Source organism: Cupriavidus sp. UBA2010, assembly GCF_002335265.1.
Classification (GTDB): Bacteria; Pseudomonadota; Gammaproteobacteria; order Burkholderiales; family Burkholderiaceae; genus Cupriavidus; species Cupriavidus metallidurans.
The window spans coordinates 21,324-37,441 of the sequence record NZ_DDCI01000015.1 but is presented as its reverse complement, the minus strand read 5'-3'; the positions used below and the strand labels follow the sequence as shown (position 1 = coordinate 37,441).

9 protein-coding genes and 2 pseudogenes are annotated in these 16,118 nt (G+C 61.4%); 6 read left to right on the top strand and 5 right to left on the bottom strand.

All coding sequences use genetic code 11. The annotated features are described in order from the left end of the window. Positions 1-544: 544 nt before the first annotated feature. The 3 genes from dnaA to gyrB all read left to right on the top strand — a co-directional run bounded on the left by dnaA (position 545) and on the right by gyrB (position 6,498). Positions 545-2,296, top strand: coding sequence for a chromosomal replication initiator protein DnaA (gene dnaA / locus B2246_RS11135; RefSeq protein WP_186425494.1), 1,752 nt, complete (start codon positions 545-547; stop codon positions 2,294-2,296). 375 nt (positions 2,297-2,671) lie between these two features. Continuing rightward, entirely contained in the window at positions 2,672-3,787 is a 1,116-nt protein-coding gene (dnaN, locus tag B2246_RS11130) for a DNA polymerase III subunit beta (RefSeq protein ID WP_008650852.1), read from the top strand. A gap of 185 nt (positions 3,788-3,972) precedes the next feature. Further along, on the top strand, positions 3,973-6,498 hold the full coding sequence (gene gyrB / locus B2246_RS11125; protein WP_286882289.1) for a DNA topoisomerase (ATP-hydrolyzing) subunit B: 2,526 nt from the start codon (positions 3,973-3,975) through the stop codon (positions 6,496-6,498). Positions 6,499-6,613: 115 nt separating this feature from the next. Here the strand turns inward: gyrB and B2246_RS11120 are convergent. Further along, a pseudogene (locus tag B2246_RS11120) lies at positions 6,614-6,881 on the bottom strand (integrase core domain-containing protein); the annotation flags it as partial. A 12-nt stretch (positions 6,882-6,893) separates the two neighbouring features. On the opposite strand from B2246_RS11120, the pseudogene B2246_RS11115 reads away from it, so the two are divergent. From B2246_RS11115 to B2246_RS11105, 3 genes and pseudogenes are all read left to right on the top strand, one after another. Next, positions 6,894-7,146 (top strand): annotated as a pseudogene (locus tag B2246_RS11115) (integrase core domain-containing protein); the annotation flags it as partial. A gap of 459 nt (positions 7,147-7,605) precedes the next feature. Next, the gene (locus B2246_RS11110; protein ID WP_286882290.1) at positions 7,606-10,221 is read left to right on the top strand and encodes a type I restriction endonuclease subunit R; all 2,616 of its coding nucleotides are present in this window, start codon (positions 7,606-7,608) and stop codon (positions 10,219-10,221) included. After that, positions 10,122-11,003, top strand: a complete 882-nt coding sequence (locus B2246_RS11105; protein WP_286882291.1) for an N-6 DNA methylase — start codon at positions 10,122-10,124, stop codon at positions 11,001-11,003. Before B2246_RS11110 ends, B2246_RS11105 begins: the two co-directional genes overlap by 100 nt. 444 nt (positions 11,004-11,447) lie before the next feature. Here the strand turns inward: B2246_RS11105 and B2246_RS11100 are convergent, their stop codons facing one another. From B2246_RS11100 to B2246_RS11085, 4 genes are all read right to left on the bottom strand, one after another. Further along, positions 11,448-13,202, bottom strand: coding sequence for an amidohydrolase (locus tag B2246_RS11100; RefSeq protein ID WP_286882293.1), 1,755 nt, complete (start codon positions 13,200-13,202; stop codon positions 11,448-11,450). Positions 13,203-13,340: 138 nt separating this feature from the next. Then, on the bottom strand, positions 13,341-14,270 hold the full coding sequence (locus B2246_RS11095; protein ID WP_286882294.1) for a DMT family transporter: 930 nt from the start codon (positions 14,268-14,270) through the stop codon (positions 13,341-13,343). Between the two features lie 104 nt (positions 14,271-14,374). Beyond that, the gene (locus B2246_RS11090; protein ID WP_286882295.1) at positions 14,375-15,193 is read right to left on the bottom strand and encodes an AraC family transcriptional regulator; all 819 of its coding nucleotides are present in this window, start codon (positions 15,191-15,193) and stop codon (positions 14,375-14,377) included. Positions 15,194-15,230: 37 nt separating this feature from the next. Further along, positions 15,231-16,118, bottom strand: coding sequence for a carbohydrate ABC transporter permease (locus tag B2246_RS11085; RefSeq protein WP_286882296.1), 888 nt, complete (start codon positions 16,116-16,118; stop codon positions 15,231-15,233).

The following is a 16,118-nucleotide window of genomic DNA, read 5'->3' as shown; positions in this document are numbered from 1 at the left end:
AACCGATATTCGTTGCGACTGTCAAGGCGTCCGATGGTTGAGGCCTGCGGCGGCGGCGAATCCGTCGCGCCGCCGTGGTGCCCCATTGTCCACAAGTCGCAGTGGGTAACTCTGTGGGTATTCCCGGTCATCCATACGCATTACCGACAGCAATCAAGTCATTGTTTTCGATAGCCAATTGGTCGTTTTTGCCTTGTACCGAGAACGGCTTCTGACATGGTTGTGCACAGCAATCCACTGAATTTTCACAACTTGTCCACAGGGTTATCCTTTGTGGATAACTTGGGCAGGGGGGTACAATCCCGGTCCAAACACCACACGGGCTTGCGTGGCGCACGCACAACCCGGACTTCCTGCCTTTGGTATACCGCCATGTATACCGTTTGATCGACGCCGTTACGATGCCTCGGGCACGTGGACGGCCTGTTGTCGTTGACGCGTTTGGGAATGACGCGGAGGCGGCATGGCAGAGCAGAGTCCGTGGCGCGCGTACGTTGCGATACTCGTGACACGTCCGCAAGGATGTGATCACTTAGAAGAACACATGCAAGATTTCTGGCAGGCAGCAGCCGCGCAACTCGAGCGCGAACTGACGCCGCAACAGTTCAAGACCTGGATCAAGCCGTTGGCGCCCGTGGCCTTCGACGAGGAAGCGCACGCGCTGCGGATTGCCGCGCCCAATCGCTTCAAGCTTGACTGGGTCAAGAGCCAATTTTCGGGCCGGATCACGGCCCTCGCGTGCGAGTACTGGGAAACGCAGGTTAGCGTTCACTTCGTGCTTGACCCCGCTGCGTCGGGGCGCGCGGCCGCATATACCCAGCAAGCGATGCAACAGGGCCAGGATGCGCCCGCGGCAATGGGGCCGGCCATGAGCGCAGCAATGGGTGCGGGCCATGGGCCTTATCCGGGCATGGCTGGCATGGCCGGAGGCCAATCCTACGGGCAGGCTGGCGCGCAGGTTCCCGGCGCGCATCCGAACCAGATGGCTGGATATCCCGACTACCCCGGCCAGTCCAACGGCGCGCCCGCTGGCTATGGCGGCACGGCGGGCGGACAATCGCCCTATTCCCAGTCGCAGCAGTCCGCGCAGGGACGCGGCGCGGCACCCACCGGGCATCCGCTTCAGGGCAATTCGGCAGCGCATTTGCCGGACATGGGCGAGATCGACGTGGCCCAGATGGACCCGGCCGAAGCCAGCGCCCGCTCCTATCGCGTGCCGTCGCCGCAGCCGGCAGCGCCGGCCGGGGCGCAGCAGCAGAGCGACACGGTGCACGAGCGCTCGCGCCTGAACCCAATCCTGACGTTCGACAACTTCGTCACCGGCAAGGCCAACCAGCTCGCGCGCGCCGCGGCGATCCAGGTGGCCAACAACCCGGGCAAGTCGTACAACCCGCTCTACCTGTACGGCGGCGTCGGCCTGGGCAAGACTCACCTGATTCACGCGATCGGCAACTTCATGCTGATGGAGAACCCGCGCGCGCGCATCCGGTACATCCATGCGGAGCAGTACGTTTCCGACGTGGTGAAGGCCTACCAGCGCAAGGCGTTTGACGAGTTCAAGCGCTATTACCACTCGCTGGACCTGCTGCTGATCGATGATATTCAGTTCTTCTCCGGCAAGAACCGCACGCAGGAAGAATTCTTCTACGCATTCGAGGCGCTGATCGCCAATCGCGCCCAGGTGATCATCACCAGCGATACCTATCCGAAGGAGATCACCGGCATCGACGACCGGCTGATTTCGCGTTTCGACTCCGGCCTGACTGTGGCGATCGAGCCGCCCGAGCTGGAGATGCGCGTCGCCATTCTGATGAAGAAGGCCGCCGCCGAGAACGTGAGCGTGCCCGAGGAAGTGGCCTTCTTCGTGGCCAAGCACCTGCGGTCGAACGTGCGCGAACTGGAAGGCGCGCTGCGCAAGATCCTGGCGTTCTCGAACTTCCATGGCAAGGACATCACGATCGATGTCACGCGTGAAGCGCTGAAGGACCTGCTGACCGTGCAGAATCGCCAGATCTCCGTGGAGAACATCCAGAAGACCTGTGCAGATTTCTACAACATCAAGGTCGCGGACATGTATTCCAAGAAGCGGCCCGCCAATATCGCGCGGCCGCGCCAGATCGCGATGTATCTGGCAAAGGAACTGACGCAGAAGAGCCTGCCGGAGATCGGCGAGTTGTTCGGCGGGCGCGATCACACCACGGTGCTTCACGCCGTGCGCAAGATTGCCGAAGAGCGTAGCAAGGACGCGCAGCTCAATCACGAGTTGCACGTGCTGGAACAGACGCTCAAGGGCTGACACACGTGCAGGTCGCGTGCGCCGAATGCGGCGCCGCAGCCTGCCGAAAGCGGCTCATCGACGATTTCGAGGGCCAGCCTTGCCGGGCTGGCATACTACTGGGTGCGCGTCCGGCGGCAAGCGGGCGCCGGTAAACTGTTGGATCGCGGGAATCTGGCCTCAGATAAGGCTTTGCGGTGAGTCGGGACGGATTGGCAGAGGTTGGCGGCGGGATGTGGCATTTTGTGCACAACCGGACGCCGTGCCGGGTTCGCCCCGCTTCACCGCAGCGGCTTATCCTTGGTACAATGCGACATTAACTCCTTGATTCCTAAGTGAATTTGGAGTTGTGCAAAACCTGCGGTCGCTATCGACAAACGACGAAGGATAAATTCAATGCAATTGGTCAAAACCTCGCGAGACAATCTGCTGCGTCCGCTGCAAATCGTGAGCGGCATCGTGGAGCGCCGCCACACCCTCCCGATCCTGGCCAACCTGCTGATTCGCAAGTCCGGCTCGAACGTATCCTTCCTCTCGACCGACATCGAGATCCAGATCACGACCCATGCCGAATGCGGCGTCGGTAGCGACAGCGTGGCGACCACCGTGGCCGCGCGCAAGCTGCTGGACATCCTGCGCGCGATGCCTGACGGCGACGTGGCGCTGTCGCTGAACGACAAGCGCATGACCGTGCAGTCGGGCAAGAGCCGGTTTGCGCTGCAGACGCTGGCCGCGGAAGAATTCCCGACCGTTGCCGAAGCCGCCGAATTCAACGCCAGCGTGAGCCTGCCGCAGAAGACGTTCAAGCATCTGCTGGCGATGGTCCACTTCGCGATGGCGCAGCAGGACATCCGTTACTACCTGAACGGGATGCTGCTGGTGGTCGATGGCAAGAAGGTCATGGCCGTGGCGACCGACGGTCACCGCCTGGCGTACTGCGGCGTGGAGCTCGAGAATGAAGCGACCGGCGTCGGTTCGCGCCAGGAAGTGATCATCCCGCGCAAGACCATCCTGGAACTGCAACGCCTGCTGGAAGACACCGATGATCCCGTGCAGGTGCAACTGGCCGCCAATCAGGTCAAGTTCACCTTCGCCAATATCGAACTGATCAGCAAGCTGGTGGAAGGCAAGTTCCCGGACTTCCAGCGCGTGATCCCGAAGGGCTACAAGAACGCGTTTGCGATCGACCGCGTGCAACTGCAACAGGCGCTGCAACGCACGGCGATCCTGACTACCGACAAGTTCAAGGGCGTGCGTTGCATTCTCGATACGCACGTGCTGAAGATCAGCTCCACCAACGCCGATCAGGAAGAGGCGCAGGAAGAGCTGGAACTCGATTATTCGGGCGATGCGCTCGATATCGGCTTTAACGTGACCTATCTGCTCGACGTGCTCGCCAACCTGAAGAGTGAGCAGGTGCAGGTCAGCCTCGGCGACTCCAATTCGAGCGCGCTGATTACCGTGCCGGAAGACGACAACTTCAAGTACGTCGTCATGCCGATGCGCATTTGATGGCCACCATCAGACGCCATCCAGACCACAATCGGGCACACACCGCAGCAGGGGCCGGATCGAACCGATCCGCCCCTTTTGCCGTTTTTAAGTAACCCGCGAAACGCGGACCTACCGCACCCGCCGCATTTTTGGCGCAGGTTCGGTTTTCCGCTTTTTGCCGTCAGTATCGTGAGTAGAAAGACATGACCGATCAGCAGAAACCGCAGCAGGAAAACTCTTACGGCGCCTCTTCGATCCAGATCCTGGAAGGCCTGGAGGCGGTACGCAAGCGTCCCGGCATGTACATCGGCGATACGTCCGACGGCACCGGCTTGCACCACCTCGTGTTCGAGGTGCTCGACAACTCGATCGACGAAGCCCTGGCCGGTTATTGCACCGAGATCCAGGTCACGATTCACAGTGACAATTCGATCTCGATCGTCGACAACGGCCGCGGTATTCCGCAGGCCGTGAAGTTCGACGACAAGCACGAGCCGAAGCGCAGCGCGGCGGAAATCGCCATGACCGAGCTGCACGCCGGCGGCAAGTTCAACCAGAACAGCTACAAGGTTTCGGGCGGCCTGCATGGCGTGGGCGTGTCCTGCGTGAACGCGCTGTCGAAGTGGCTGCGCCTGACCGTGCGTCGCGATGGCCAGGTCAACCTGATCGAGTTCGCGAAGGGTGAGGTGCAGAACCGCATCATCGAGACCGTGACCGGCCCGGACGGCCAGCCCGTTGAAGTGTCGCCGATGAAGGTCATCGGCGCGACCGACAAGCGCGGCACCGAAGTGCACTTCCTGGCCGACGAGGAAATCTTCACGAACGTCGAGTTCCACTACGAAGTGCTGTCCAAGCGCATCCGCGAACTCTCGTTCCTGAACAACGGCGTGCACATCAAGCTGGTGGACCAGCGCACGGGCAAGGAAGAGGACTTCGCGTTTTCCGGTGGCGTGAAGGGTTTCGTCGAGTACATCAACCGCTCGAAGACCACGCTGCACCCGAACATTTTCTATGCGAACGCCGAGAAAGATGGCATCTCCGTGGAAGTGGCCATGCAGTGGAACGATGGCTACAACGAGCAGGTGCTCTGCTTCACGAACAACATTCCGCAGCGCGACGGCGGTACCCACCTGACCGGCCTGCGCGCGGCGATGACCCGCGTCATCAACAAGTACATCGAAGAAAACGAGGTCGCGAAGCGGGCGAAGGTCGAGACCTCCGGCGACGACATGCGCGAAGGCCTGGCCTGCGTGCTGTCCGTGAAGGTACCCGAGCCGAAGTTCAGCTCGCAGACCAAGGACAAGCTCGTTTCCTCCGAAGTGCGCCTGCCCGTGGAAGAGCTCGTCGGCAAGGCGCTGACCGACTTCCTGCTGGAAACACCGAACGACGCCAAGATCATCTGCGGCAAGATCGTCGATGCGGCCCGCGCCCGCGAAGCCGCGCGCAAGGCCCGCGAAATGACGCGCCGCAAGGGCGTCATGGACGGCATGGGCCTGCCAGGCAAGCTCGCGGACTGCCAGGAGAAGGATCCGGCGATGTCCGAGCTGTTCCTTGTCGAGGGTGACTCCGCAGGCGGCTCCGCCAAGCAGGGCCGTGACCGCAAGTTCCAGGCGATCCTGCCGCTCAAGGGCAAGATCCTGAACGTGGAACGCGCGCGCTTCGACAAGATGCTGTCGAGCCAGGAAGTGCTGACGCTGATCACGGCGCTGGGCACCGGCATCGGCAAGGAGGACTACAACCTCGAGAAGCTGCGCTACCACCGCATCATCATCATGACCGACGCGGACGTGGACGGCTCGCACATCCGCACGCTGCTGCTGACGTTCTTCTATCGCCAGATGCCGGACATCATCGAGCGCGGCTATGTGTACATCGCCCAGCCGCCGCTCTACAAGATCAAGCACGGCAAGGAAGAGCGCTACATCAAGGATGACAACGAGCTGAACGCCTACATGCTGAAGCTGGCAATGGAAAAGGCTTCGCTCAGCCGCCCGGATGGCAGCGAGATCAACGGTGAAGCCCTGACCGAACTGGCACGCCAGTACCAGCTCGCCGAGGGCGTGATCGGCCGCCTGTCGCGCATCGTCGATGTGGACGCGCTACGCGCGATCGCCGACGGCGTGGCGCTCGACCTCGACAACGCCACCGCAGCCGAAGCCTCGGCCGTGGCGCTGAAGGCCAAGCTCGCCGAGATGCACGCCAAGACGCTGCTCGGCGCTGCAGTCAATGACGACGGCACCGCCGACGTCTATGCCCAGTTCGACGAGAAGACCGACAAGCACCGCCTGATGATCGCGCGTCGCCATCATGGCAACGTGCGTCTGTCACACGTGGACGCGGACTTCGTCCACGGCGCCGACTACGCGGCACTCGCCCGCGCGGCCACGACGTTCCAGGGCCTGATCCCGGACGGCACCAAGGTTCGCCGCGGCGAAGGCGAGAAGATGCGCGAACAGACCGTCGCAGACTTCCACCAGGCCATGCAGTGGCTGCTCTCCGAAGCCGAACGCGGCGTCTCGCGCCAGCGCTACAAGGGCCTGGGCGAAATGAACCCCGAGCAGCTCTTCGAAACCACGCTCGACGTCACGCAGCGCCGCCTGCTGAGGGTCCAGATCGAAGACGCCATCGCCGCCGACCAGATCTTCACGACACTGATGGGCGACGAGGTGGAACCGCGCCGGAACTTCATCGAGTCGAATGCGCTGGTGGCTCGGAATATTGATGTTTGATTGATTGTGGCGGGCGACAAGGAAAGTGCAAGCTGTGCCAAGTTATTGAGAACTTTGTGACGTAGATGTCATGCCCTGACATAGGTTGACAAGTTTTGATGGTCCCGATTGGCGCTTAGTCCCCCAAGGCAACCGACGCCCGATGAGCTTCATCGGGCGTTTTGTATTTCACGGCCTGATGTGGGCGTTCCCGGTTATAGATCCGTACGGACTCCTGCACCATGCGAGCCGCCTGCTGCAGGTCATTTGGACCGGGTCAGCAGGAATTCACCCTTGAGAATGCCGTTGATATGCTCAGCCATGGCGTTCTGGTAGTAGTCGTATCCGTCGGTCATGGAGCAGATCAGGCCATGCCGCTCGGGAATAGCCTGGTAGTAGGTGGAAAACCCTAGTAGGCGAGCGCGGAGTATCAGACCTTGCTGGCACGCCATCAGATTGTTTGTAGCATGAGTCGAAAAGGCAATTGCTGGGATAACGCGGTGATGGAGCGGTTCTTCCTGAGCCTGAAGATGGAGCGCGTGTGGCAGCGTCAATACGCCAACCACGACGAAGCTCGGCGCGACATTACCCATTACATATAACGCGATGCGCTTGCACTCAACCCTGGGTATCTGTCGCCCGCTGCCTAAGAGGCGAAATCGACAGTAAATCAGCCTACCTGTCCGAAATTACTTGACCACTACGAGGGGCCTTGAGGAGGTATACCTGAACTCTCCGTTGCCCGAAGTGAACCAGCAGCAGGACGAAAAGCGGCCGGCAGGGCGAAAGGTTGCCTCGGCTAAAATGAAGGGCTGATAGCGGCAAGCCGTAGGCAGTTGGCGGAGCAGAACCTCGAAACGTTCCTGGAGTGGGTCCGAGCTAAGTCTTCCATTGGATGACGAGCCGTGAGGCGTGATCGGGCAAGGAAATCGCCACCGATTGCGGCTTTGCGAAGTCGGCGCTCGACCAGCACCCGTGCATCAAGGCCTCCCACGACACATGGACGGAACGTTGGACCTCACACTGGCGAGCTTACAAGTGGTTGTAGTACATCCCAACGGGCACAATACGTAGCAACGCGCCAACCGCATCGCATTCCGACCTATAGCCAACGCACGTTCCTCCCCTATGCCTTCATCCAAGTTCACCTACGACCTGCCGTCCGGAGCACCGAGCCCAGTCGTCAAAGAAGAGCACATCGAATACGGCTTCCTGGGCAAGCTTCAGAACCTGAAGTACGAATACCGCGACGACATTCGCGATCGCGCCGCGCTGGAAAGGAACTTCCGGGAGAAGTTCGAGGCCCTCAACCGCGTCAAGCTGACCGAAGCCGAGTTCGCCAGGCTCCTGGATGAAATCGTTACCCCGGATGTCTACACCGCTGCCAAGACCCTGCGCGGCATCAATGCCTTCACCCGCGACGACGGCACGCCATTGAACTACACGCTGGTGAACATCAAGGACTGGTGCAAAAACCACTTCGAGGTCGTTCACCAGCTGCGAATCAACACCGACAACAGCCACCATCGCTACGACGTCATTCTGCTCATCAACGGCGTGCCCTGTGTGCAGATCGAGCTGAAAACCCTGGGAGTCAATCCGCGCCGGGCCATGGAGCAGATCGTCGAATACAAGCACGACCCCGGCAACGGCTACACCAAGACGCTGCTCTGCTTCATGCAGCTGTTCATCGTCAGCAACCGCGACCGCACCTATTACTTCGCCAACAACAACGTCCGCCACTTCGCCTTCAATGCCGACGAGCGCTTTCTGCCGATCTATGAGTTTGCAGGCGAGGACAACCGCAAGATCACTCAACTCGATGAGTTCGCCGAACACTTCCTGAGAAAGTGCGACCTCGGCCGCACCATCAGCCGCTACATGGTGCTGCTTGCGGGTGAGCAAAAGCTCATGATCATGCGGCCGTACCAGGTCTATGCCGTGCAACACATCGTCAAGTGCATCGATGAGGACAACGGCAACGGCTACATCTGGCACACCACTGGCAGCGGCAAGACGCTCACATCCTTCAAGGCCTCTACCCTGTTGAAGGAAAACGACCACATTCACAAATGTGTGTTCGTCGTGGACCGCAAAGACCTCGACCGCCAGACGCGGGAGGAGTTCAATAAGTTCCAGGAAGGCTGCGTCGAAGAAAACACCAACACCGCCGCCCTCGTGCGCCGCCTGCTTTCTGAGGACTACGCCGACAAAGTCATTGTCACCACGATCCAGAAGCTGGGCCTGGCGCTGGACGAAAACAGCAAGCGCAACAAGCAGCGCAGCAAGAACGGCCACGCCACCTACAAGGAACAACTCGAAGCACTGCAGGACAAGCGCATTGTCTTCATCTTCGACGAATGTCACCGTTCGCAGTTTGGCGACAATCACAAGTCCATCAAAGCATTTTTCCCGAAGGCGCAGCTCTTCGGTTTCACCGGCACGCCGATATTTGGTGGACCCAACGGCAACGCCAGTCGCATAAAAATCGACGGTGAGGTGGCCTCGTATCGGACCACCGAGGAGCTCTTCCACAAGCAGCTCCACGCCTACACCATCACTCATGCCATCGAGGATGGCAACGTCCTGCGCTTCCACGTCGACTACTTCAAGCCCGAGGGTAAGAACCCACCAAAGCCCGGCGAAGCCATTGCCAAGAAGGCCGTCATCGAGGCCATTCTTGCCAAGCACAATGCAGCCACCGGCGGCCGCCGCTTCAACGCGATCCTCGCCACCGCGTCTATCAACGACGCCATCGAATACTACGCTCTGTTCAAGACCATGCAGGCGGACAAGCAGGCCACCGATCCCGATTTCAAGCCGCTGAACATTGCCTGCGTCTTCTCCCCGCCTGCCGAGGGCGACCCAGACGTCAAGCAGATCCAGGAAGACCTGCCGCAGGAACAAGTGGACAACGAAGAAGATCCCGAGGGCAAGAAAGCTGCACTCAAGGCCGTCCTCGCCGACTACAACGCCCGCTACGGTTCCAACCACCGCTTGAGCGAGTTCGACCTCTACTACCAGGATGTGCAGAAACGCATCAAGGATCAGCAGTGGCCCAATGCCGACTACCCGGCCGCGCAGAAGATCGACATCACCATCGTGGTGGACATGCTGCTCACCGGCTTCGATTCCAAGTTCCTGAACACACTCTACGTGGACAAGAACCTCAAGCACCACGGCTTGATCCAGGCGTTCTCCCGCACCAATCGCGTGCTCAACGGCACCAAGCCCTACGGCAACATCCTCGACTTTCGCCAGCAGCAAGATTCCGTCGATTCCGCCATCGCCCTCTTCTCCGGCGAGAAGACCGGCGAGCAGGCGCGGGAAATCTGGCTCGTGGATAAGGCGCCTGTAGTCATCCAGAAGCTGGAGACCGCCGTGCGGAAGTTGGACGACTTCATGAGGTCCCAGGGCCTTGCCTGCACGCCCTCCGACGTGGCCAACCTGAATGGCGACGCGGCCCGCGCCGCCTTTATCAGCCACTTCAAGGAAGTCCAGCGACTCAAAACCCAGCTGGACCAATACACCGACCTCAGCGAAGACAACAAGGCCGTCATCGAGCAGGTGCTGCCAGATGAAAAACCGGCACCAAGAAGCGGCTGGAAAGCGTGCTGGACTTTGCCTGCGGCTCCGGCTCGCTGTTGCTCAACGTGCGCAAGAAGGTGGCCAAGGCAGACGGCACCATCGGCAAAATCTTCGGCCAGGAAAAGAACATCACCACCTACAACCTCGCGCGGATGAACATGCTGTTGCACGGGGTGAAGGACACGGAGTTCGAAATCTTCCACGGCGATACCCTACTCAACGAGTGGGACATGATGCGGGAGCAGAACCCGGCCAAGAAGCCGAGCTTTGACGCCATCGTCGCCAACCCACCCTTCAGTTACCGCTGGGAACCGACTGACGCGCTGGCCGACGACGTGCGCTTCAAGAGCCACGGCCTCGCGCCCAAGTCCGCTGCCGACTTCGCCTTCCTGCTGCACGGCTTCCACTACCTCAAAGACGAAGGCGTGATGGCCATCATCCTGCCGCACGGCGTGCTGTTCCGGGGCGGAGCTGAAGAACGCATTCGCACCAAGCTGCTGAAGGACGGACACATCGACACGGTGATCGGCCTGCCCGCCAATCTGTTCTATTCCACTGGCATCCCCGTCTGCATCCTGGTGTTGAAGAAGTGCAAGAAGCCGGACGATGTGCTGTTCATTAACGCGAGCGGGACGGAGCACTTCGAGAAAGGCAAGCGCCAGAACCAGTTCAAACCCGAACACATCGCCAAGATCATCAAGACCTACCAGTTTCGTGAGGAAGAGAAACGCTACTCACGCAAGGTGGAGATGGCCGAGATCGAGAAGAACGATTTCAACCTGAACATCTCGCGCTATGTCAGTACGGCGGTGAACGAGACGGAGATTGTTCTGGATGAGACTCACCAAGAGCTGGTGGAGATTGAAAAGGCGATTGCGGCTGCCAAGGACAAGCACAATGCTTTCCTGAGAGAACTGGACTTGAAGCCGTTGCCATAGTCACTCGCACTGACGGGTCCGTGCAGGCCCCGGCCTCACCCTCAGCCTGCGCGAAGATGGTCTCGGCATGCTGCTGCACCAGGCGGTCCAGCGTGGTCTGCTCCGGGCGGCGCCGCTCGCAGTGAACAAGTGCGCCATCCGGCGCCCGCCGGGACTGCCGGTCAATGACTTGCACGTAAGGCTCCAGGAAGATTGTGCACCGGCATGGTCTCCAGCCATATGCCGTGTCTCAATTGCTCCGAGCGTCGCCTATCGATGCGTGCCTGCCTCTGTGGCGTCTCGTTCTTGCGAACGGTTGCCGGTTATCAACGCGACATGTGCCAAGCGATTCGGTGTCGCGGAGAAGCTCTATCTTGATCAATGCTCAAACCAAACGGCTGTGCTGCCATGCAAGCCTGAAGCGGAAATGACGCCGAGCGCCATTTCCGCACCAACAGCCACCCCTCAAACCGCAAACCGCCGCCTCCCCTCCGACCAAGTCTCCAGCACCTTCAACTTCCCAATCTCCTCTGGCGCCATCTGGAGCGGGTCCTTATCCACAATCACCAGATCCGCATACTTCCCGGTCTCCAGGCTGCCGACGATCTGATCCATTTGGCATTGCCACGCCGCGTCGATCGTCACCGCCCGCAGTGCCTGCGCCACGGTAATGCGCTCCGCTGGGTTGAGCACGCCACCGCCGTCGCGCATGGTGCGGTTGACGGCGTTGTCCATGTAGCGGATCGGCTCGATCGGCGTCACGTTGTAGTCGGAGTGGAGCGAGATGCGCAGGCCGCCGCGCAGTGCCGATGCGCAGGGGTCGTAGAACTGGGCGCGCTGGGGGCCGAGGATGTTGTCACGGAATGCCTTGCCCCAGTAGTGCACGTGTCCGATCAGGAATGACGGCGACACGCCGAGCTTTGCCATTCGTTGAATCTGCTCGGGGTGCAGGACGCTGCAGTGTTCGATGCGGTGTCGATGATCGGCGCGTGGTGAGCGTTTCAGCACGTGTTCGTAGACGTCCAGCGTGGTGTCGATGGCGGCATCGCCGTTGGCGTGGATGGCGACTTGCCAGCCGAGGTCGTGCGCGCGTTGTACGCCCTCGATCAGTTGCTCGGCGGTGTAATTCAGCGCGCCGCGGCTGGTGGAGTTGAGGTACGGCTCGCGCTGGTATCCGGTGCGGGCCTGGTTGGAGCCGTCGGACCAGAACTTGATGCCGTGGAGCCGGAAACGATCCGTGCCGGCGCCCGGCTTGATGCCTCGCTCTACCCAGCCATCCATCCGGTCGGACGTGAGGAAGCCCGAATAGCGGACAGGAGGATCGTCGCGCATGGCGGCGTTGACGATATCGAGGTCATGCACGCCGCTGGTGCCAATGCCGGCATCGTGCAGGCTGGTACAGCCCACAGCACTGGCGCGGTCGAACAGCTTGCGAATGCTGGCCACCATTTGCGCGGCGTTGGGCATCGGGGCGACTTTCAGAAAAGGGCCGTATGCGGGGCCTTCTTCAAGTCGGCCGGTCAGGTCGCCCTTGTCGTCGCGGACAAAGCGGCCCTGGGGTGGGTTCGGCGTATCGCGCGTGACGTTGGCGAGCTTCAGGGCCGCGCTGTTGACGTAGGCAATGTGTCCGTTCGATTCCAGGATGAAGACCGGATTGTTGGGCGCGACGGCATCGAGCCGTTGTCGCGTGACCGGTGCGCCGGGCATCAGCGAGGGATCGAGCGCCTGCGCGCGGACCCACTCGCCCGGCTTGGACTTTGCCGCCTCGGCTCGGATCTTCTCGAGTGCCTGGTCAATCGACGTGGTGGTGAACGGGCCCACGTCGAGCCATGCGTCGAGCACGGCCAGCGCGGAGTGCATGTGTGGTTCGACGAATCCCGGCAGCAGCGTGCGTCCACCGAGGTCGATGGTTTGCGTGTCCGGGCCACGGAACTGCGCGACCGCTTCCATCGAGCCAACGGCCACGATGCGGCCATCGCGCACGGCCAGGGCCTTGGCCGTCGGCGAGCCGCTGGCCATGGTGTAGATCGGCCCGTTGGTGAAGATGAATTGCGCGTAGGGGGATGTCGACGGAGACGTAGCCGGGGGGCTCTCGGCGTACGCCGAGGGGAATCCGAAGGTGGACATTGCACCGAGCGCCAGCGCGCCGGTCAGGAAGTCTCGGCGCGACGCGCGCGCGAGCAGGACTGCTGCACCACCAGGACTGCAGTAGAAGCACATGTGGTTACCCCATCGTTATCGTTGCTGTGTTGGGAATGGCGCGTATGTGGCGTCGACTGTAGCCTGCCGGACGATAGCAGTGACCGTCCATCAGCGTTTTCGTCAATTGCCGGCGTGGCTCGCAAAAGCGAACGCCGTCTATCGGTACGAGGCGGCATCACCTTCGGCATCTGCCATCGCACTATCGGTCATGTCAGTAGATTGAGACATCCCAAGGCTGAACACCGCGACCAGCACGCAACCGATGCCGATGATCTGGCTCTGGCCGATCTGTTCGCCGAGCAGCGTGGCAGCCAGCACTACCGCTGATACCGGTGCCACCGCAGTGAACAGCGCCGCCTCTGCACCGCTCACTCGGGCCGCCCCGGCGTACCAGAGCAGAAAGCCCCCCACGGTTGGAATCAGCGCGTAGTACGCGACGGCGGCGAGCGCGTCGCCGGAAAGCGAGTGCATCCACGGCATCTCGAAGCCGGCCGGTATCACCGCCACCGCGAGTCCGAACGCGGCCATGATGGTCGAGAGCGCAAGCGGCGCGATTGGTGTCTGGATCCGCTTGTTGAGCAGGATGAAGACACCCTCGCAGCCCACGGCGCCGAAGATCAGCAAGCTACCGAGCAACGAGTGCGCGCTGCCTGCGTCGTTGCGGAATACGATGGTCAGGACACCGGCCGCCGCCAATGCGATGGCCAGCAACACGGCGCGTCGCGGCCGCTCGCCAAGCACCATGATGGCGATTGCCGCGGAGACCACCGGCAGCGTGCCGATGATCACGCCCGCGTCGGTGGCAGAGGCATGCCGGAGCCCCAGGATCAGCAGCGTCGTATAGCCGACGCTTCCCGCGCCCGCCTGCACCAGCAGCAGGCCCCATTCCCTCGGCGCGAGGATTGGCCAGGTTGTTCGGGTCACGCGCATCAGTACAAGGAACAGCGGAAGCGCGATGGCGAAGCGAAGCGCCGTTGCAGTGAACGGTGGCAGGCCGGCGGCCACGATCTTGCTGGCCACCACGGTGCTGCCGACCGTGATCATCGCCAGCGTCAGATAGAGATAGCCGTACATTCGGCTGGACATGGTCCTTCCTTTCTTGCCCGATGGGGATAGCGGAAAGGTGCAGGATCGCGAACCGGACGCGGTGTCGTCTTGAATGAAATTGCAAGCGTGGCGGGGAAGGCCGGCTACGATGCGCTGCAGGCACGCGCGTACATGCTGGGCGAGATGCCGTACGTGCGAACAAAGATGCGCGTCATATGGCTCTGGTCGGCGAAGCCGCTCGCTGCGGCAGCGTCCGCGAGCGACATGCCGCGCGCGATCAGATGCCGCGCCGCGATGATGCGGCGCTGGATCATGTAGGCGTGTGGCGTCATGCCAGTCGCCCGCGAGAACGCGCGGATGAACTGGAAGCGGCTCAGGCGGCACTCATCGGCCAGTTCGCCGAGCGTGAGCGGCGCGGCTGAATCGTCGTCGATGCGGCGTCGCGCCATTGCGATCTCTGCGAAGCCCGGGCTGCGTGTGTCCGAGCGGGTTTGCCCATGCATCGTGTCGGCCAGCAAGGTGAGCAGCAATTCCTCGCGCAGTACCGAGGCATGTTCCGCGTGCGCGGCCGTCATGGCGGCGAACAGCGTCAGGAAACGTTGCGCAAGCCGCGCATCGCGCATGACCGGGTGGGCGAACTCGAAGCTCCGTGTCCGCCCTTCCGTCACGTCCAGGATCGCGTCGGCGACCACGGGTGGATCTAAATAAAGCATCTGCCAGGCACGGCCGGCATCGCCGATCGGCATGCCGTCGTGCACTTCGCCAGGGTTGACCGTGATCGTGTCGCCGGGACCGGCCTCCACGATTCCCTGCCCGCTGGCCGATTTCTGCGCGCCCTTGCCGATCACACCGATGCCAAACTGATCATGCGTATGCCGACCGAACGCGTGGCGCGAGTCGGCCTGCACAGCCTGTGCGCCGGCAACATGACAGCGGAACATCTGGAACTGGCCTCCGGCCATTTGCGCTCCCATTTGTCTGGCCATTCGTGCGACACCGCTACTTTATCGCGCCCACGGTGAAAGCGGCGACAAAGCGATCGAGGAACACGTTGTACAGCAGCGCTACCGGCACGCTGACGATCAGGCATGCACCCATCAGCGAGCCCCAGAAATAGACGTCGCCGCGCACAAGGAAAGTGGGCACGCCCACGCTGACCGTGTATTGCGAGGAACTCGTGATGAACGTCAGCGCGTAGACGAACTCCTGCATCACCAGCGTCAGCGTGAAGATGATGACGGTGAGAATGCCCGCTGACGATAGCGGCATGATGACTTTCAGGAACGCGCCAAAGCGGCTCATGCCATCCATCATCGCGGCTTCCTCAATGTCCCGGGGCACCGCCTTGAAGAAGCCCATCATCAGCCAGGTGCAGAACGGCACGGTAAAGCTCGGGTACACGAGCACGAGCGACCAGAGCGAGTCCTGCAGGCCCAGCGCGCCGACGATGCGGGAGAACGGAATGAACAGGATCGTGGGCGGAATCAGATAAGTCAGGAAGATGGCGATGGCGAGTTGCCGCCCTCGGGGTCCCGATAGTCGCGCCAGGCTGTAGCCCGCCGGTACCGCGAGCACGAGCGTGATGATGACCACGAAAACGCCCACCAGCAGCGTGTTGAGCAGCCATCGCAGGAATGCGGTTTCCTGGAACAGCACCCGCAGGTTCTCCGTCGTGGGTGGCAGATTGAACACGAACGGATTGTTGGCCGTGTTGATCAGATCGTGCACATCCTTGAAGGTGGTGATCAGCATCCAGTAGAACGGAAAGGCGCAGAACACCGCGAAGGTCGCCAACGTGGCGAACACCGCTACCCACGCGCAGCGTGCGGGCCAGCGCGACCCGAGCCACGCCAGCTTCCAGCCTCCGGATGCCGATATCGCTTCCAT